This window comes from Paenibacillus sp. FSL P4-0338 (genome assembly GCF_038002365.1).
In the GTDB taxonomy this organism is placed as follows: Bacteria; Bacillota; Bacilli; order Paenibacillales; family Paenibacillaceae; genus Paenibacillus_AQ.
This window is the reverse complement of the sequence record NZ_JBBOCG010000001.1, coordinates 157914-177279: the sequence shown is the minus strand read 5'-3', so window position 1 is coordinate 177279 and position 19366 is coordinate 157914. Positions and strand designations below refer to the sequence as shown.

General features: G+C 50.6%; 15 protein-coding genes. 11 read left to right on the top strand and 4 right to left on the bottom strand.

Features of this window, described 5'->3' with window-relative positions:
• The first annotated feature begins 36 nt into the window (after positions 1-36).
• From MKZ07_RS00735 to MKZ07_RS00725, 3 genes are all read left to right on the top strand, one after another.
• Entirely contained in the window at positions 37-357 is a 321-nt protein-coding gene (locus MKZ07_RS00735) for a YtrH family sporulation protein (RefSeq protein ID WP_036691231.1), read from the top strand.
• A gap of 22 nt (positions 358-379) precedes the next feature.
• Positions 380-883, top strand: coding sequence for a hypothetical protein (locus MKZ07_RS00730; RefSeq protein ID WP_036691229.1), 504 nt, complete (start codon positions 380-382; stop codon positions 881-883).
• A gap of 105 nt (positions 884-988) precedes the next feature.
• Positions 989-1291, top strand: coding sequence for a YtpI family protein (locus MKZ07_RS00725; protein ID WP_076154972.1), 303 nt, complete (start codon positions 989-991; stop codon positions 1289-1291).
• Positions 1292-1414: 123 nt separating this feature from the next.
• Here MKZ07_RS00725 and MKZ07_RS00720 read toward each other — a convergent pair whose 3' ends face one another.
• On the bottom strand, positions 1415-2749 hold the full coding sequence (locus MKZ07_RS00720) for a DRTGG domain-containing protein (protein WP_036691225.1): 1335 nt from the start codon (positions 2747-2749) through the stop codon (positions 1415-1417).
• 227 nt (positions 2750-2976) lie between these two features.
• A complete protein-coding gene (locus MKZ07_RS00715) occupies positions 2977-3261 on the bottom strand; it encodes a hypothetical protein (RefSeq protein WP_036691223.1) in 285 nt (94 codons plus the stop codon).
• A 178-nt stretch (positions 3262-3439) separates the two neighbouring features.
• On the opposite strand from MKZ07_RS00715, the gene MKZ07_RS00710 reads away from it, so the two are divergent.
• On the top strand, positions 3440-4021 hold the full coding sequence (locus tag MKZ07_RS00710; protein WP_036691221.1) for a hypothetical protein: 582 nt from the start codon (positions 3440-3442) through the stop codon (positions 4019-4021).
• A gap of 93 nt (positions 4022-4114) precedes the next feature.
• Here the strand turns inward: MKZ07_RS00710 and MKZ07_RS00705 are convergent, their stop codons facing one another.
• Entirely contained in the window at positions 4115-4456 is a 342-nt protein-coding gene (locus MKZ07_RS00705; protein ID WP_036691219.1) for a YlbF family regulator, read from the bottom strand.
• 326 nt (positions 4457-4782) lie between these two features.
• Between MKZ07_RS00705 and MKZ07_RS00700 the strand changes: the two genes are divergently transcribed.
• The 7 genes from MKZ07_RS00700 to MKZ07_RS00670 all read left to right on the top strand — a co-directional run bounded on the left by MKZ07_RS00700 (position 4783) and on the right by MKZ07_RS00670 (position 12882).
• A complete protein-coding gene (locus MKZ07_RS00700; RefSeq protein WP_036691218.1) occupies positions 4783-6150 on the top strand; it encodes a YheC/YheD family endospore coat-associated protein in 1368 nt (455 codons plus the stop codon).
• A gap of 10 nt (positions 6151-6160) precedes the next feature.
• On the top strand, positions 6161-7339 hold the full coding sequence (locus tag MKZ07_RS00695; RefSeq protein WP_051493190.1) for a YheC/YheD family endospore coat-associated protein: 1179 nt from the start codon (positions 6161-6163) through the stop codon (positions 7337-7339).
• A complete protein-coding gene (locus MKZ07_RS00690; protein ID WP_036691216.1) occupies positions 7340-8713 on the top strand; it encodes a YheC/YheD family endospore coat-associated protein in 1374 nt (457 codons plus the stop codon).
• Positions 8710-9822 carry a YheC/YheD family endospore coat-associated protein gene (locus MKZ07_RS00685; protein WP_036691214.1) on the top strand — a complete coding sequence of 371 codons (1113 nt, stop codon included), beginning with the start codon at positions 8710-8712 and terminating at the stop codon, positions 9820-9822. The genes MKZ07_RS00690 and MKZ07_RS00685 overlap by 4 nt, the downstream gene beginning before the upstream one ends.
• 28 nt (positions 9823-9850) lie before the next feature.
• Positions 9851-10369, top strand: a complete 519-nt coding sequence (locus MKZ07_RS00680) for an N-acetyltransferase (RefSeq protein WP_036691212.1) — start codon at positions 9851-9853, stop codon at positions 10367-10369.
• Positions 10351-11481, top strand: a complete 1131-nt coding sequence (locus MKZ07_RS00675; RefSeq protein WP_341024005.1) for a YheC/YheD family endospore coat-associated protein — start codon at positions 10351-10353, stop codon at positions 11479-11481. The genes MKZ07_RS00680 and MKZ07_RS00675 overlap by 19 nt, the downstream gene beginning before the upstream one ends.
• 909 nt (positions 11482-12390) lie before the next feature.
• On the top strand, positions 12391-12882 hold the full coding sequence (locus MKZ07_RS00670; protein WP_341024004.1) for a YheC/YheD family protein: 492 nt from the start codon (positions 12391-12393) through the stop codon (positions 12880-12882).
• A gap of 109 nt (positions 12883-12991) precedes the next feature.
• On the opposite strand, the gene MKZ07_RS00665 is transcribed toward MKZ07_RS00670, so the two are convergent.
• A complete protein-coding gene (locus MKZ07_RS00665; protein WP_341024003.1) occupies positions 12992-19354 on the bottom strand; it encodes an RCC1 domain-containing protein in 6363 nt (2120 codons plus the stop codon).
• Positions 19355-19366: the final 12 nt, after the last annotated feature.

The following is a 19366-nucleotide window of genomic DNA, read 5'->3' as shown; positions in this document are numbered from 1 at the left end:
GGCAGGCCGCCGCCTGATCTAAGGAGGGAGCTTTTTATGGATATTTTCTTAAGCAAGGCCGTCCTCGACTTCTTCATCGCATTCGGCATAGTGCTTGGCGGAGCAATGCTGGGCGGAATCGGCGCCGTCGTCTCTCTTCAGCCGCCAACCGATACCATGCTGGAAATCGCAGACCGGATTAAGATATGGGCACTGGCTACCGCAGTAGGCGGAACCATCGACCCGATGCGGGTCATTGAGAGCAATATGCTGGGAGGCAATCTCTCTCCGGCCATCAAGCAGATTCTCTATCTGGTGTTCGCTTTCCTGGGCGCTCATATGGGCAGCGAGCTGGTCAAGTGGGTATGCGGCAAGTAGAAGCGAAGGGGTGAAAAGATACATGCGACTTCCGCCGTTCCACCGCTACCGCCGATTCTCGCAGATTGCTGCTGTGTTTGTGCTGGGGGTGATTGTGGGAGCCGCCCTGTACAACGCGATTTATCATATGGGCTATAACATTCTCTGGGTGAATAACCACGATCTGCGGCTGGAGATTGAACAATACCGTAAAGACATTCTGACGCTCAAAAAATACAACAATACCTCCACCGTCATCCGTGAGATTAAGGTGCGTACCGAGGAGAGTAAGGTCAAGGACGGTGCGGCGGCGCTGGACCCGGTGACAACCAAGGAGGTTCTCAGCAAGCTGGCGGGCGATCTGGAGCCGCTGCGCGGGCGCAGCATGTTCGATATCGATTCCGACGGCAAGCTGGCGCGCCTGCTGCTGGACAGCAAAATCTATCTGGCCCGCGAGAAGGAATACACCGTCAAAATCCGCACCATGCTGGTGATGGAGGGCGTGCTGCAAATCTGGGTGGAAATCAGTCCGTATAAGCGCAGCTGAGCCGCAAATCATGATACAATAGTGGACAAATCACAATCACAGGATACAGAGTGCCCGGCTAAGGCAATGCTGACTGACGGGTCTTCCACAAAGGAGCTGCCGTTCATGATTATGTTCATTAAGTATGTGCTGTTTGCCCTGCTGGTTATCTTCATGGTATGCGCCGCCGCGTACAGCATCTCTTCCCGCAGAACCGCCGACCCGCTTATCCAAGGCACCAGACGCTCGATCATGAATATGCTGCTGGGCGGAATGCTGGTCACGCTTTCATTAATGTCGATGTTCATCTTCCGCGGCTCGACGCTTAACGTGGTCATTGAGGCTGCTTTTCTGCTGCTGGGCTTGTTCAATATCTTCTCGGGACTGCGCAGCTTCAGCTACTATAGCCGGATGCGCAGCGGAAGCTGAGGGTTCAGCCCGCCGCCAATACAAATAGACCAGTTGCCCATCCTGATCGCCTGCAGGACAGCCCTGGTCTATTTAATATTTTGCCTAAAATGAATCTTCGTTCATAGTCACTCACTAATCCCGTTACCCGTGGTCAATCGACTGCAGCATCAGAACGGCCTTGGCAACAATGGTATCCATATAGCTGATCTCGATCTCCAGCTTGCAGGTGCGGCGGCTGATCTCCAGCAGCTTCGGCATGACGGTGATGGAATGCTCAATCTGTACCGGACGGATGAAGTAAGTGGACATATTGTCCAGTACATAGTCGTTCCCGGTGATATCCTTGGCTGCCTTGAAGGCGGACAAAGTCATCAGGGTGGACAGAACCCCTTCCGAGATCGTTCCCAGATCGGTCGCCATCTGCGGGGTAATGAAGCCATGGAAGAACAGCCTGCCCTCCTCATCCCGCTCATCCGCGAACCCGTTCCAGATCAGATGATCGAACGTCTCTCCAAGCTGCGGCTGATTGCTGGCGTCGCGCAGGCTCTGCAGCACTTCACGGCGGGTGACCGATCCTACCAGCTTACGGTTGCGGTCCACAATGGGCAGAAAATCGATCCCCTCCCACATCATAATCTGCGCCGCCGAAGCCAGCGAGGTCTGGAGTGCAGCGGTGACCGGACTGCGCACCATCGCCTTTTCAATAATTTGCCCTTCGCTGAGATCCTCCACATCACGCCGGCCTACAATTCCGATAACCCGGTTCCATTCATCCGTGACCGGGAACCGCTGCTCTCCGCTGGCCAGTGCCAGTTCACGCAGTTCTCCTACGGTGCTGGAGATTTTGAGCGTGTTCAGCCGCAGCTTGCCCTCCACGATATCCTCCACCAGCATTATCTTCTTCTTGATCAGCCGGTCAAAGATCGCGCGGTTAATCATCGAAGCCACCGTAAACGTATCATGTCTGGACGAGATGACCGGCAGGTCCAGCTCATCGGCCAGCGCTTTGACCTCGCGGCTGGTGCCGAAACCCCCTGTCACAAGCACCCCGGCCCCCTGCTCCAGTGCAAGCGAGTGCACATCATCGCGGTTCCCGACGATCAGCAGGCTGTCGGCATCGATGTACCGGATCATGGCATCGACCTTCATCGCACCGATCACATATTTATGAAGATGCTTGTTCAGACCCTCTGCTCCGCCAAGCACATGCCCTTCAACAATATCCACGACATCGCCGAAGGTGAGCTGCTCGGAAATATTACGCGGCTTCTTCTCCACCCGGACCGTACCAATCCGTTCCTTGGTGATAACGATTCCGAGGTTCTCCGCTTCCTTCACCGCACGGTAAGCCGTACCTTCGCTGACCCCCATCTCCTTCGCCAGCTTGCGGACGGAGATCTTGGTTCCTACCTTCAGACTCTCAATGTGCTGCAGCAGTTGTTCATGCTTTGTGATGTTATCGCCTTGACCTTCCAACTGTTACACCCCCATACCCCGATCTGTACTATTCTGTACCCATTATACATGCTGTCCGTACTGGAGTACAGCAGGTTACACTGTATCTTTCAAAAGTTATGACAGCCGGGAATATATATATAACACCGGGTAACTTACTCCCGGCAGGAGAAGCACGCACAGGTAACCCCCGGTCCGCCGCAACGGCAAACAGGGGGTACTTTTACACCGTCAGCTCTATTCCTGGACTATGATCTCTGCGACACCCGGCCTTCTTCATTCCATTTGCCCTGCCACTGTGCAAGCTTGGCCTTGCGGACAGCATCCAGGCGCTTCTGCTTCTCTTCATCCACACCGATAATGAAATGCAGATGCGAGGCAATGACCAGGAACGCGAAGATACACCAGACGATACCGAAGCCCAGCACCCAGCCGGAGCCATTCTGAACAGACAGCTTCGGCAGCGCGTATAACAGCATGGCCAGGGCAATCAGCAGATACACGGAATGCTTGAATTTACTTTTTTTTCTCATTGCAGGACCGCTCCTTCGCTCTACAGGTTTGTTAGAATGAATCTATATCTCTATTCTATGAACCTGCGGCCGGAAATATGAGACAAGCTGCGTAATTTTTCAGCAGGATGTTAGTGCCTTGTTAGCAGTTTCTATCCTGCATGGCTCGGGTATGAGATGATATATCGCAAAGGAGGGAATGACCTTGAATCCCATTTATAACCAGACCCGTTACATCGCCCGCAAAAAAATATTCTCTGCGCTGGGCGGAAAGCTACATATCTTGGGTGATTCGGGGGAGCTGCTGCTATTCTCGGAAATGAAAGCGTTCCGGCTGAGAGAGGACATTACGCTGTACCCCGACGAGACGATGGGGAGGGAGCTGCTGCGGATCAAAGCGCGCAAGATTCTTGATATCAGCTCAACCTATGATGTGTATGATATGGAGACCGGGGAAACGGTGGGCGCACTCCGCCGCAAAGGCCTGAAATCTCTCATCAAGGACGAATGGGCCATCCTGGACACGCAGGATAACGAGATCGGCACCATTAAGGAGGACAACGCCTTCCTCGCGCTGCTGCGCCGTGCGCTTGCCATTATTCCGCAGAAATACAACTTAGAGATCGGGGGAATGGTGATTCCTGCCTTCCGGCAGAACTTCAATCCGTTCGTTACCAAAATCACTGCCGATTTCTCAATGGACACCCATGGCAAGCTGGACCGCCGTCTCGGGATGGCCGCTACTATTCTGCTCTGTCTGGTGGAGGGCAAGCAGGATTAACGGATTGTGACAAAAAGGGTGATTCCAGAGCCGTATAGCCCTGAAATCACCCTTTTACTGTATCAGAGAGAACCCCCGGCGTGCTGCCGGTGCCTATTGCGCGCCGTACATTTGAGACAAGCTGTCTGTGATGATTTTGTTCACATCTTCGATGACCACACTGAGGCGGCGCTCTGCGTCGAACAGACGGCGGATGCCCAGGTTCAGGTTAAGCACCTCAAAGAGCTTCTCCATCTTCTCCATGTCCTCCTGCGGAGGCATGTCCCCGCTCATCATCCGCTGTTGCAGCTCAATCTGGCTCTGGCGGAAGTTGTCTAGCATCTGCTTGCTCTCCGGATCTGCTTCGATCACCTTCATTGCACTGGTAATATCCGATACCTCACTGCTGTCCTTAATAGCACGCGCCAATTCATGCGCCTTATCAATCACGTTCATTTTATTTCCTCCTCCAAGTTATGTTCGTCTCTGCTTCGCTTCAAAAGCCCCTGCTCATCCAGCAGGCAGCCCCAGGGGCTGTCTGAGCCCAAATTTGGCAACCGCCATAGTGCTGCCCGGGCATGCCTACTTCCTTCTGTGCTCCCGCCCTCCGGTCCAGGCGCGCCTGCCAGCCCATGGCTACCGGCGATATTAATCCGCCCGGCACGGCTTTTTCGGGAATAGGTCAATCACCAAGGGTCAGATGTCTCCATATGATGAATGATATGTAACCCTCAAGATTCATATTGCCGGCACCATGCTTGCCTACCGGAAGGAGATCCACGATGTCTAAGCTAAAGATCCCGGTTCAAACGGTCCACTCGGGCATCCTGCAGGAAAATGCTGTAATGCTAGGCGACAAATCCATGAAGAGGCTCAAAATACCGGCGCACGGAACCATTCAGCTGAACTTCGGCTCTTTCCGGCAGGAGGTTACTGTAATTCCTGTCCCCAAATCCGACAGCCTGCGTGTAAGTGAGGCACTCGGCCGGCGGCTTGGCTTAAGACAGCGCTTGACGCTTAACGCTTCCTACAGCGCCGGCAGCCGCATTCTGCGTCTGGGACCGATGATTGGCGTCCTGGTGAGCCGGGACCACCCCGAACAGCCGGAGCGGGTCTTCGGCCAGATCACCATGTTCTGCCGGGAGCTGACTCATGCCTGCCATGCACAAGGCGCCTATGTCTATTTCTTCACCCCGGAAGCGCTGGAATCACGCACCACTACCATCCAGGGCTGGGTCTACGATGAGGGCTGGCGGAAGCTGAGTCTTCCTGTTGCCGATGTGATCAACAATCGGCTGACCACGCGAAAGGTAGAGAATAAACCTAGCGTACAGCATTTTTTGGCAGATGTAAAATCCCGCTATGGAACCCACTTCTTCAACGAAAAGTTCCTAGACAAGACAGAGGTATTCGAGGCACTGGCCCAGGACCCCGCCCTGCAGCGGTATTTACCTGAATCGCATGCCCTGAACGGCTTCGCCATATTGAAAAGGATGTGCAGCAGCTACCCCAGCGTGTTCCTGAAGCCGGTACGCGGCAGCCTGGGCAAAGGCATTCTGCGCATTTCCAAGGAGGAAGGCGGCGGTTACCGGCTGCTGTCCACCACTGCGATGGGCACACGTAAGCAGAGCTATACCAGTCTGGCGAATCTTTTTGGGTCCATTGCCCCCAAGATGAAAACCACCCGCTTCCAGATCCAGCAAGGTCTCTCCCTGATGGAGCTGGGACGGCGGCCGGTCGATTTCCGGGCCCTGGTGCAGAAGAACGGCACCGGCAAATGGAGCGTCACCTCCATTGTGGCCCGGACCGCCGGAAGTAATCATTTCGTCTCCAATCTTGCCCGCGGCGGCACGCTCAGTACAGTCAAGGAGGCTGTCGGCAAAAGCAGTCTTCCCGCTGGTGTCAAAGAAAGCACCCAGGTTCAGCTGCCCAGAGCGGCGCTGGCCATTGCAAGAGGGGTTGAGACTTATATTCCCGCCCATTTCGGGGAGCTCGGCATCGACCTCGCGCTTGACCAGTCCGGCCGAATCTGGCTGCTGGAGGTCAACTCCAAGCCGTCCAAGAACGACAATACACCGCTGAATGACCAGAAAATCAGACCCTCAGTCAAACAAATGATTCTATACTGCCGCTATCTGGCCGGGTTATAAGGAGGACATCATGACCACAACAGCAATGGGGTTCCTTGGCATTATGACAGGCCGTCGCCACGGGATTCCTCCCATCGCAGAGCCGGAGTTCTGCAGTCAGCTCTGCCGGGCGGCCCCGCTGTATGATCTGAAGGTCCTGATCTTTCATCCGGAGGGGGTAGCGGCGGACGGCTCCTATGTCAGCGGATATCAATGGCAGAACGGACAATGGGAGCCTGTGCAGGCTCCGCCGCCCGACATTCTCTATAACCGCTGCTTTTACCGGTCACCGGAGGAGAAAAGAACTGCAGCGGCGGCTCTGTCTGTATTGACCCGCTGTCTGCCCTGGTCACGCGGACTTCCTGATAAATGGGGAGTCTACGAGATACTGCGGCGCAGCCCCGCCGCCGCTGCCCTGCTGCCGGAGACAGAGAACTACAGCAGCCGCGAAGCGCTTGGAAATATGCTCGCCGGATGGGAATACGGCGTTTTTCTGAAGCCCAGAACCGGCTCCCACGGCAAACGCACCGTACACGCTGTACTGCTCGGCAGACGCGAAGGCGGCGGAGTGAAGGTGCGGGGCAGAGACAGGAATAACGAATCTTTTCAATATGTTTTCGGTACGCTGGACGAAGGTCTGGACTGGATCGGCCGCTTCATCGGCCAGCACCGCTACATCATACAGCCTTACCTGCATCTCACCGGCAGCGGAGGACAGCCGTTCGATGTACGTGTGCTGATGCAGAAGAATGGCACTGGTGCCTGGACCCTGACCGGCATGGCCGTCCGGCTCGGCACCCGGGGATCACTGACCTCCAATCTGCATGGCGGAGGCACGGCCGTTCCCGCCCTCCCTTTCCTGCTGGATGAATATGGCGGGGCAGGTCGCGAGCTGCTGGAGGAGCTGACTCAGGCATCTGCACTCCTGCCTCCGCTGCTGGAAGAATCCTGCGGCAGACTCGGGGAGCTGGGCCTTGATTTTGGCATCGATGCCGGAGGAAGAATCTATCTGCTGGAAGCTAATTCCAAACCAGGGCGCACGGTATTCCGGCTGACGGGCGACCGCCGGGCTGCTAGACTCGCTGCCGAGAACCCGCTGCGCTATGCGCGCCATCTGCTGCTTACATCAAGCAGCCACCACAAGCTGTCTCACGGGCAGCTTCGTTCACACGGGAGAATGATATCTATGGTTCCAAAGGAGGATTCATAAATGGGTCTCACTTTTTGCAATGTACATTTCACCAAGCAGCCTGATCGAGTAGTATATGTCTCGGGTGAACTGATGAGAAGCCTGAAATTATCCGGCAAGAAAAATATCCGCCTGCGCCTCGGAAAAGATGCCATCCCCGCCATGATCAAGCCGATCAAGCGTGCCGGCAAGCATCTCTTCCTGGCCTCAGGCGTCAAAAGCGCCATCAAGGTCCCGAAGTCCGGTGGCATCTACCTGCGCAATCTGCAGAATGACGAGGTGCAGCTCGGACCGCTGGTCGGCGTGCTCTCAGATGGACCCGCTTCTGCTGGGCAGCCCTTCGGCTCCCGCACCGGCTTCATCAAGCAGCTGCTGCGCGAAGGCAGCAACAAATGCTACATCTTCGCCTTCATGCCTCGGGATATCGACTGGCAACAGGAGCAGGTCAACGGATATTTCCTGACGGCAAGCGGCCGCTTCGAGCGCAAGCTGGTGCCCCTGCCGGATGTAGTCTATAACCGCCTGCCCAGCCGCAGAGCCGAGACCTCCCCTTACATCAACCAGCTGCGCGAGCGCTTTGGACGCAAGAAGATTCCTTATTTCAACTGGAGCTTCTTCAACAAATCGGATATCTACAAGCTGCTGGAGAATGACGGGGCAGCGAACCGCTTCGTGCCTGAAACGCACAGTAATCCAAGCTCCGAACAAATGCGGGATATGCTGGACCGTCACCACTTCGTCTACTATAAACCCTCGGCCGGCAGCCTGGGACACGGCATCTACAGGCTGACCTACCTGCCGAAGAAAGGGTATTTCGCCCGGTACCGCAAGAGCGGCAAGAACGTGCTGCTGCGCTTCACCAGCTTCGACAGCCTGATGCGGATGCTGCGGGGCCGCCATGGACAGAGCATGCAGAACTATGTGGTCCAGCAAGGTATCCGTCTCATTGAGATTGACAACTGCCCAATTGATTTCCGCTTCCATATGCACAAGAACGGCAGCAATCAATGGGTCGTCGTCGGCATCGGGGCCAAAAAAGCTGGACGGGGCAGTGTCACCACCCATCTGAAGAACGGCGGAGCGCTACTGACCCCGCAGCAGGCCCTCGGCCGTGTGTTCGGGGCCAGATCGGATGAAGTGCTCCAGCGCGCCAAAACCACTGCCGTCAAGCTCGCAGAATCTCTGGAGATCCAGCACCGCCATCTGCTCGGCGAGATCGGATTCGACCTCGGTATTGATCAGGATGAGGATATCTGGATGTTCGAGGCTAATGCCAAACCGGGACGCTCTATCTTCCGCCACCCCTCCCTGCGCGCTGAGGGCAAAGCTTCCATTGAGCACATCCTGGAGCATTGTCTGTATCTCAGCAAATTCCGCAGGAGGGATGACTTGTGAACAGCCGGATACCCGATCCCAGCAAGCCTGTAATCGCCATTCTCACCACCAGTGACCGGCTTCAGCAGTTCCGCGGCAACCGCAGTAACTTCCGCGACATTATCCGTACCGGCAGAGAAATGGGCTACCTCGTCTATGTCATCACGGTCCGAGACCTGAAGCTGAATGAACAGATTGTGACCGGCTACGTGCCGTCCGCCAGCGGGAAGCTCTGGTATGCCATTCCGGTTCCGCTGCCCCAGGTCATCTATAACCGTATTCCTAACCGCGAGGAAGAGGAGAAGACACAGGTTGTGCGCAAAATTGCCGAGTGTCTGGAGCATCCCGAAATCTCGCTGTACAATCCGAGCTTCTTCAATAAATGGAATCTCTTCGAGTGGCTCAAGGAATCCAAGGCCACCTCAAGGCATGTGCCAAAAACCCGCCGCCTGCGCAGCGCAGCGACCCTTACCGCGATGCTGAAGAATCATGAGAGCCTCTATCTCAAGCCGGAGAAGGGCAAGGCGGGCAAAGGGATCATGCGGCTGAGATACCGCCCGGACACTCTGCTTCCCTACCGGCTGCAGATTCAGAGCGGCAAAAAAAACACGACCTACAAGGCCGCATCCGTAGAACGGCTCTGGGCCCGGATCGGCCGGGAAAAAGGGTCCGCCCGCTACATTGTCCAGCAAGCCATCGTGCTTGCCGGACACCACGGCCGCCCCTTCGATCTGCGGGTGCTGCTGCAGAAGAACGGCCGGGGCGCCTGGGCGGTAACCGGCATCGGTGCACGGCTGGCCGGGGCCCGCAGCATCACCACCCATGTGCCGCGCGGCGGCAGCATTGAAGACCCCTCCAGCATGCTGGAGGGAACCTTCGGGCCAGAGCAGGCGGAAACTATCCTGAAGAATGTCTCTACCACGGCGCTGCTGGTTGCCCGGCAGATTGAGCGGGCTTCTTCCAGCATGCTGGGCGAGATGTCGATGGATCTCGGGGTCGATGAAGAAGGCGGAGTATGGTTCTTTGAAGCCAATTCCCGCCCGATGAAATTCGACGAGCCGGCGATCCGCAAGCTGTCACTCGAACGTATTTTTCAATATGGCAATCATCTGTCCCGCCAATCCAAATAATCCATTACCCGTCAAAGGAAGTGACACCATGCAGATATCCTCACTCTATGACAGCAATCCCGTACAGTGGGAATCCAGGCGAAACGGATTGCTTGAGTTCCTGAGGGAGTATGGGGAGCAGCGGATTACACTTCGCGGATGCAGGAGGCTGGCCCGGCTGACACCGGATCAGCTCGCCCTGCCGGGGGTCTCCCTGCTCGTTGCCACTGTGCGGGGTCAGAACGGCCGCCAGCTCGCAGGCGTCAGCTTCGTGTCCGGCTTCGGCAAGGAGGCCTGTGTAGTCGCCGTTCATCCCCTGTACCGGAACAGGCATACGGGCACAGCCCTGCTTGCTGCACAGCTGGAGCGCCTTGGGCAGCTGGAATGCCATGTCGCCTGCGACAATGCAGCCAGCCTCAAGATGTGCTTCAACAGCGGGCTTGCCGCTGTTGACCTGGTTAGCGGCCCTACAGGCAAGCCCACCCTGCTCTTGCGTTCCCCGAGGAGCGCAGTTGATCCCGCCATTCTCCCGCAAGGAGGTGAACTCCTGTGCCAGAGCCCGTCCTAGGCATCCTCACCCTGTATCTGAACGACGCCAAGCAGCTCGAAGAGAAGAGTGTATACCGGAGGATGATTATAGAAGGCAGCCGGATGGGATTGGATGTTTTTGTATTCACCCCGGCAGATGTACATGTAAGCAAGGACCAGATTCATGCCATGGTCTATGATGTCAAAAGCGGAGTATGGTCGCGGAAATGGCGACCCTTCCCGAATATGATCTATGACCGCTGCCGGATTCAGCGCAGCCAGCGCTTCCAGCAGCTGCTGCGCTTCCGCGCGCGGTACGACCATCTGACCTTCCTGAACCGCCCGCTGCGCAATAAATGGACGGTGCACCAGACCTTCTCCCAGCGGAGCCGTTTCCGGTCCCATATGCCGGAGACGCTGCTCTACCAGTCCTCTACCGATCTGCACCGGATGCTGAAAGTAAGCCCCGTCGTCTATGTGAAGCCGATTAACGGCACCGGTGGGCGCGGCATCCTGCGGATCGAGCGTCAGCGTGAAGGCAAGTCTCTCTTCGATATCCAGGGACGCCGCCAGAGCCGCCAGATCATCGCCCCGCGCAAGGTGTCGCTGAACCGGCTGGAGACCATCGTCCGCCAGTGGTGCATCGGCGGTAAATTCCTGGTGCAGCAGGGCATCCCGCTGCGGCTGCCCAGCGGCCGGTTCCACGACTACCGGATGCTGGTGCAGAAGAACGGCCAGGGCGACTGGGAGTTCACCGGTATGGCCGGCCGGGTGGGCGCCGCCCGCAGCGTCACCTCGAATCTCCATGGCGGCGGTCATGCCATGAAGGCAGAGACGCTACTGAAGCAGTGGCTTGGCAGCGAAGAGCGGGCCGACAAGGCCATGCGTGCTGCCGAGAAGCTGGGGATCGAGGCGGCCGCCTATCTCGAAGACAGCTTCGGCGCCCTCTGCGAGCTGGCCCTGGATCTGGCCATCGACCGCGAGGGCAAGATCTACGTGCTGGAGGTCAACCCCAAGCCTGCCCGCGAGGTCTTCGCCCGCTCCGGCGACAACAGCACCTACCGCAAAGCGCTGGTCCGCCCGCTGGAATATGCGATGTGGGTGTATAAGAATAAGAATACGCCTAGTTCTTCTAAGGTGGTTGAGGAGTAGGGGTTTTATTTGATAGCAAAGAACCCCCTCTGGATCTGAGGGGGTTCTTTTTATGCGCAGATTTTACAATCCATCCACGTCTCTTGGAATTGTCTTTAATAATCGCTAAAAGTACACTTTAATCAATGTCAAATAACATATTTCTGACCATTCCGAAAATTCTTTTCATTGTAATAACCCCTCATTATTTCAAATTAACATCTTCTTTTCTTACTTTAATCAAATAATACAAGATCAAAATGAACTGAAATATAAAAATGCTAAATGGGAGCAGAATGAGCATTTCCACCTGATATTCAGGAAAGAATTTAATCTCAACCACTGCTTGCTCATACTCTCCGCTCCTTTGTATTGCTTTGGAAAATAAAATTAATAAAGAACTCGGTAAAACAGTTAATAGAAACCAGGTGATATGATATTTTATTCTCCGTGTTCTTACATATAAAAACGAATTAACTAAAAGTAAAGAAAGTGGCACAAGGTACATCTTTATTGAAAAATTCAATAGCTTAATTCCCCAACCCTCTATTCTTATCCTTAGAAAATAAATTAAGAATAGCTGTAGTCCAATAGCCAACAGTACATAGAGAATGGCTTGGAGTATTGTTTTTAATGCTCTCACATTTCATCACCCGCGCCTTCTTATTTACTTTTAGACAAAGCTTGTTTAATATCAAAGTCCTTAATTGAGATCATCCCCCTAATATGTAAGCGATTACAAAAGCTTAAAATCCATTAATTTGAATAAAAAAGATTAATATCCCTTTAATGTGATTATCGAGAATTCAAAGGATGAAGTGAATAGTAGGCGGTGCTTTTTATGAGAAAATCTCAAGGAATAGAGGAGAAGGTAATAAAATATCACATTTGATATTTCCCTATAACTTGTATTACCGCCTTTTATAACACTTGCCGGAGACGCTGCTCTACCAGTCCTCTGCCGATCTGTACCGGATGCTGAAATCCAGCCCCGTTGTCTATGTGAAGCCGATCAACGGCACCGGGGGGCGCGGCATCCTGCGGATCGAGCGTCAGCGTGAAGGCAAGTCTCTCTTCGATATCCAGGGACGCCGCCAGAGCCGCCAGATCATCGCCCCGCGCAAGGTGTCGCTGAACCGGCTGGAGACCATCGTCCGCCAGTGGTGCATCGGCGGTAAATTCCTCGTGCAGCAGGGCATCCCGCTGCGGCTGCCCAGTGGCCGGTTTCACGACTACCGGATGCTGGTGCAGAAGAACGGCCAGGGCGACTGGGAGTTCACCGGCATGGCCGGCCGCGTGGGCGCCGCCCGCTCCGGCGACAACAGCATCTACCGCAAAGCGCTGGTCCGCCCGTTGGAGTACGCGATGTGGGTGTATAAGAATAAGAACACGCCAAGTTCTTCTAAGGTGGTTGAGGAGTAGGGGTTGTTAATTATATAAATGACAAGTGCCCCTCCGTATATGACAGAGAGGCGCTTGTCGTTTACATTTTTCCGAATTTTAGTGCAACATGTAATTGCCTACATTTAAATCAGCATTTTAGTGAACGATTTTGAAAATATGCAGCATCATTCATAGCTACTTCTTTGAAATATGGTATTGAAAATAAGAAGAATTCACTAAAATCGACAGGTAATACATCAATTTCAATTAACTTCAAGCTGTCATTAAGATCAACAAATTCGATAGATAAGATCTGTTTACCAGGCACTGTTAGCGTTAAAGGGATCTCTGCAACACCATCATTAAAATGAACATCTATTTCCGTTGTTCCTGTAGCCGAGAGTTCTACATCACCGAATTGTCCGGAAGATTCTTTACTTGAAATTGTGTATCCCGACACCTTAACTTTAATATTTCCATCAAATAAATAAGCTTTAGCACCCTCATCTCCATAGACATTTCCATAGACGCTCAATTTAACAGTTGTTGGTTGATTGACTCGGATAGTTGATTGAGATAATTCAACAGAGGAATTAAGTTGTTTATTAACTCTAAGCATCATTCCCTTTACTTTGACCCAACCCCCACTGGACCACTCCGACCATAGGTGTTCATCATTCACCCTTACCTTCACTTGGAACACCTGTCCTGCTGGCAGTGGTGTACTTACCGTCCAAATGTTAGTGTCCCCTGTTGTCGGTTGCTTCACTTCACCCGAATCCACCACTACTACTCCATTGGCATCCAGAACCTGTACCTGGTATGCTGCAAAGTTTGTTCGCGCTGCATCTTTTTGCGTCCACTGGAATGCCGGATTACTCACGTTACTCTCAGACGGAGCACTTTGACTGCCCAGTGGATACGTCAAGTTTACTTGTGGCGCTGTATTGACCTGTACTAGCGCTGGGGTCGTTCGGTCCGTGGTAGTCCCATCTCCCAGTTGCCCTTGGCCGTTCCCACTCGCTTTTCCCCATGCATACACATTTCCATCTGCTCGAGATGCTACAACATGGTTTTCCCCTACCGCTACTGCTTGAATTTCACTTAATCCTGCTATCTGGACCGGTGCTCCATTCGTCCAGTTCCATACACTTCCGTCTTCTGCAATCGCATAGTTGCTTGAACCTCCCGCAATGCCTTGAATTTCACTTAATCCGTTCACCGGGGTTAAGGTTGCATAACTGCCTCCCCATACCGCCACACTTCCGTCTTTCTTCAGTGCTATGCCGTAATTCGGCATTCCGTTTGAAACAGCAATACTTGCTATTTCAGTAAAGTCCTTTATCTGTACTGCAGTACTTTGATAATCACTCTTCCCTGGTATTCTGTTGCCACCAGCATATCCCCAAGCCCATACTGTTCCTGCACTTGTTAACGCATAGGCATATCCCTTTCCAGCTACTAGTTGACTAACTCCGCTTAGACCAACTACCTGCACCGGTGTTGCTTGGTTCCTGCTTGCTCCATCTCCTAATTGGCGGGAGCCGTTGTCTCCCCACGACCATACCGTTCCATCGCTTTTTAGCGCATAGCTAGTGGACTCACGGGCTGCAATTCCAATGATTCCACTTAGATTCTTCACTTGAACAGGCACCAGGCTGTTGGTCTGGCTTCCATTCCCCAGTTGACCACTGCTATTATACCCCCATGCCCACACTGTTCCATCACTCTTCAGCGCCAGACTGTGTCGGTCACTTGCAGCTACGGAAAGCACATTTGTCAGCCCCGGAACCTCCACTGCTGTCGTTTTGTTTGTCGTTGTTCCATCCCCGAGTTGACCAATATAGTTACTTCCCCAGGCTAACACGTGTCCATTGGTGTTCACTTGCAGATTGTGATTTTCACCTGCGGATAAGGTCAACGGGTGGAGTTCCGTGCTATTCTTTACTTTGACCCAACCCCCACTGGACCACTCCGACCATAGGTGTTCATCATTCACCCTTACCTTCACTTGGAACACCTGTCCTGCTGGCAGTGGTGTACTTACCGTCCAAGTGTTAGTGTCCCCTGTTGTCGGTTGCTTCACTTCACCCGAATCCACCACTACTACTCCATTGGCATCCAGAACCTGTACCTGGTATGCTGCAAAGTTTGTTCGCGCTGCATCTTTTTGCGTCCACTGGAATGCCGGATTACTCACGTTACTCTCAGACGGAGCACTTTGACTGCCCAGTGGATACGTCAAGTTTACTTGTGGCGCTGTATTGACCTGTACTAGCGCTGGGGTCGTTCGGTCCGTGGTAGTCCCATCTCCCAGTTGCCCTTGGCCGTTCCCACTCGCTTTTCCCCATGCATACACATTTCCATCTGCTCGAGATGCTACAACATGGTTTTCCCCTACCGCTACTGTTTGGATTTCACTTAATCCTGCTATCTGGACCGGTGCTCCATTCGTCCAGTTCCATACACTTCCGTCTTCTGCAATCGCATAGTTGCTTGAACCTCCCGCAATGCCTTGAATTTGGCTTAATCCGTTGACCGGGGTTAAGGTTGCATAACTGCCTCCCCATACCGCCACACTTCCATCTTTCTTCAGCGCTATGCCGTAATTGTTTTGCAGTGATCCTTCCGAAGTTGCGATACCAGCAATGTTCGTCAACCCGGTCAGTGGTGATGCTGCAATATATCTAAAAGTATACCAGTCCGGAAAGCTCCAACCCGGCATATTGTTGTTAACAACAGATCCCCAACCCCATACCGTACCTGTGCTCGTTAAAGCATAAGCATGTCCCCAGCCAGCTATTATGTCACTAACCCCACTTAGGCCTTCTACCTGCACCGGAGTTGTTCGGTTCCAGCCAGTACCATCTCCTAATTGGCGGGTGCTGTTCTCTCCCCAAGCCCATACCGTTCCATCGCTCTTCAGCGCATAGCTAGACATTGAATTTGCATTAGCTGAAATTTTAATTATCCCACTCAAGTTCTTCACTTGAACAGGCACTAGGCTATTGTTCTGGCTTCCATTCCCCAGTTGACCACTGCTATTATACCCCCATGCCCACACTGTTCCATCGCTCTTCAGCGCTAAACTATGGTACGGACCAGCAGCTACGGAAAGAACATTTGTCAATCCCGGAACCTCCACTGCTGTCGTTTTATCTGTCGTTGTCCCATCCCCAAGTTGACCGTAATAGTTTCCTCCCCAGACCAGCACGTGTCCATTGGTTTTCACTTGCAGGTTGTGATACAGACCTGCTGCAACAAGGCTTTTGGGAGTTTGAACAACAAATATTCCATTAAATGAAGAGTTTGTTGCTTCATCTCTTGCAACAATAGTAAATGTGTAAGATCTATCAGAAATTAAATTACTAAATGTAAATTCAGTATTAGAAGTACTATTAATCAGTTCAGAATCTTGATAAATATCATAACTAGTGACACCTACATTATCTGTTGAAGGTAACCAAGAGATCTTAACTTGATTATAATTATATGATAAGATTTCAAACCCATTAGGTGTGGAAGGCTTCACCTTATCAACCTTAGCATCACCCACAACTTCCTCACTCTGGTTAAATGCATTATCTACCGATCTAGCAAATACATTATATAGACCATCAACATCAAAAATCACAGGAATGGTGTAATCCTTCCATGCTCCGTCATGCCCTATCTTATATTGGTACTTTTGAAATCCGCTGTTAGGAAATCCTTTATCCGTATCAGTTCCACCAGCTAAGGTAACAGTAACAAATTCATTAGTCCACTTTAAGGGTTTTACCGTCAATGTTGGTTTAGGCGGATTAGTTCTATCAATCTTCGCTTCCCCTGAAACTTCTTCGCTGAGATTAGAAGCAGTATCTACTGATCGAGCGGTAATCTTAAATAATCCCTCAGTATCGATAATAATGGGGGTGTTATAATCCTTCCACTCACCACTATCGATCTTATATTGATACTTTTGAAATCCACTATTCGGAAAACCCTTATCCGTATCGGCTCCACCGGACAAAGTTATGGTAACTAATTGATTCGTCCATTTTGACGGTGCTACTGTCATAGTTGGTTTAGGCGGATTGGTCTTATCAACTTTAGCCACACCTGTTACTTCTGCACTAAGGTTAAATACGTTGTCCACTGATCTTGCGTAAACATTATAAAGACCTTCTGAATCGATCACAAAAGGAGCAGTATAGTCTTTCCATTCCCCGTTTGAATTGATCTTGTATTGATATTTTTGAAAACCGCTATCTGCATCAGTCCCACCGTCTAATGTAATCGTGACAAATTTATTCGTCCATGTTGTTGGATCGACTGTCATTACGGGCACAGTAGGATTGGTAGTGTCTACCTTGACGGTTTCAGTTAGTACCTCAGAGTCATTTCTATTCTTGTCTCGAACATAAGATTTGAAATTATAAATCCCTGTATTAGGCAGTGCTAATGGTTCTGTGTATTCTTTGTATTCGGATTCGTTAAGGTTATAAAAGTATTTGTAAATACCGGAGGCATTATCTTCTCCTGATAAATTGTAATGAACATTCTTCCCATACCATTCATTTACGCCTTTAACTCCAGTAACGTGTGAGGTTAAGGTAGGAATTGTTTCGTCTTGGGTTCCTCCAAGATCCAGTTCAACAGTTGGGTTGATGCTACCTTCGAAGTTACCGTCACCATTTTGATCAATCTGAAGTATGACTTGCCCGTTCTGATTAACATCTGCTTTAAATACTGAAGTGGGAGTAACCGCAACATTATCAAAACGCAATGTTCTATTTTCAATATCTTTTTCGTTCGCCCATACAATGGAGAAAGTTAATTCACCATATCCTGTACCAACAATACGAACTTTATAGTCTTCTACATCATTCAATAAAGCAATTTTTGTTTCGCCGTCAGTAAAATAGTTGGCATCAGGGATATTTGATTCAAAGTTATCAGGACCAGTTGATCCTGTATGTTTTCCTGAAGAATCGTAGACATGCAGTTCTACAGGGCATTCAGCTTTAATTTTCAACGTTTTTGTTTCCTGTTTATTTCTGCGTATTTTATCTGATACAAGTTCATTCGGCCTGCCCTTTAAAATATTCAGAATTTGCTTCTGTACGTCTACACTTGTAGCAAGGCCTATATGAGATCTTTGAATATAAAAAGTTCGCGACGGATCAAGCATAAAACCAGCCGTTGCACTGGAAACAGGCACGGTATTATCACCTTGAACATTTTTCACATCACTGAGAATAATATTTGGATTCGAATGAGTATAAAAGGTAAGTGTACCTGCAGTAGGCTTCTGATCACCCACAAAATAATATGAATCTACTTGCTTAAGAGTATTTACCGGATCTAATGTCGAATGGAAATTAGTTGCTTTATCAAACAAAATATCATTTGACCAGCTTCGGCTATTCTTTAGAAAATTTGCTGTATCGTTAAAATTGGTGAACTTAGTAGTTTTAACTCTCGATCCTGTAGACTCTGGATATTCTTGCGTCTGTAAATATCCATTTGTTTGAGAGGTGAAATATTTTTTTGAAGGCAGTAATTCATAGAGGGATGGAATATTAGGCTCAATAGAACGGATTGAACTACTTATAGCCATGTTTTTATATTCATCATCTGTGATATTTCCAGTTTCAAACATATAAGCAGCCTGAGGGGTTCCTTGAAAAGGGGTCCCTAAAGTGATTAATTTTTTTATTAAGTGACCATTCCCTTGTCTTATGTATTCAGTAGCAACGATTCCCCCCATGCTATGAGCGACGATATAATAATTGCTATACGGAGAAGCTGCGCGCTCAATATCAATTCTAGCCTTTAATTCTTGTGCATTAAATGTTGAGCCCTTCCTCCAATCATAAGCAAAATCGACAACATGATATCCAGAATTCTTAAAAAAACTTATAATCCCACTATAATAATCTTTAACACTATTACCAATACCTATATTTTCAATACTTTGTCCGCTTGTGTTCATTTTCAAATTATTTATGTTACTCCATATATATTGTTTGCCACGAGAATCTGGCATCCAAATCTGTTCTTCACCATGATACAACTCGCTTCCCATTGTTCCTGGTAAAAATATTATTCTATCTTTATAAACAGTAACAGTACATTCATTGGTATAGTATTCTTGATCTGTCGGCTTTACAACAAATCTATATTTCCCTTCTTCTTTGGGTTCATAAGAAAAACTCCCCCCCCAACTCGATTGTTTATAAATATATTCCGATTGTTCTTCGCCATTTATGTATATGTTAATGAGTACTGGGTGGGCCTCATCATGAAAACTATAATTGATGTGTATTTTCTCTCCAAATTTCACAACAGCATCATCTGGATATACGGAAGTACTAAATATTCCGATTGATGATTCTTCGGATAAATTGTTACTATTTAATGATTTCTGGACTGATTCAGCATATATATAGTGTTGACCTATTCCCAATGAATTAAATAAAGAAAGGAAAACCACAATACATATGCTAATCGAAATTATTTTTTTCATAAAATTCACTAC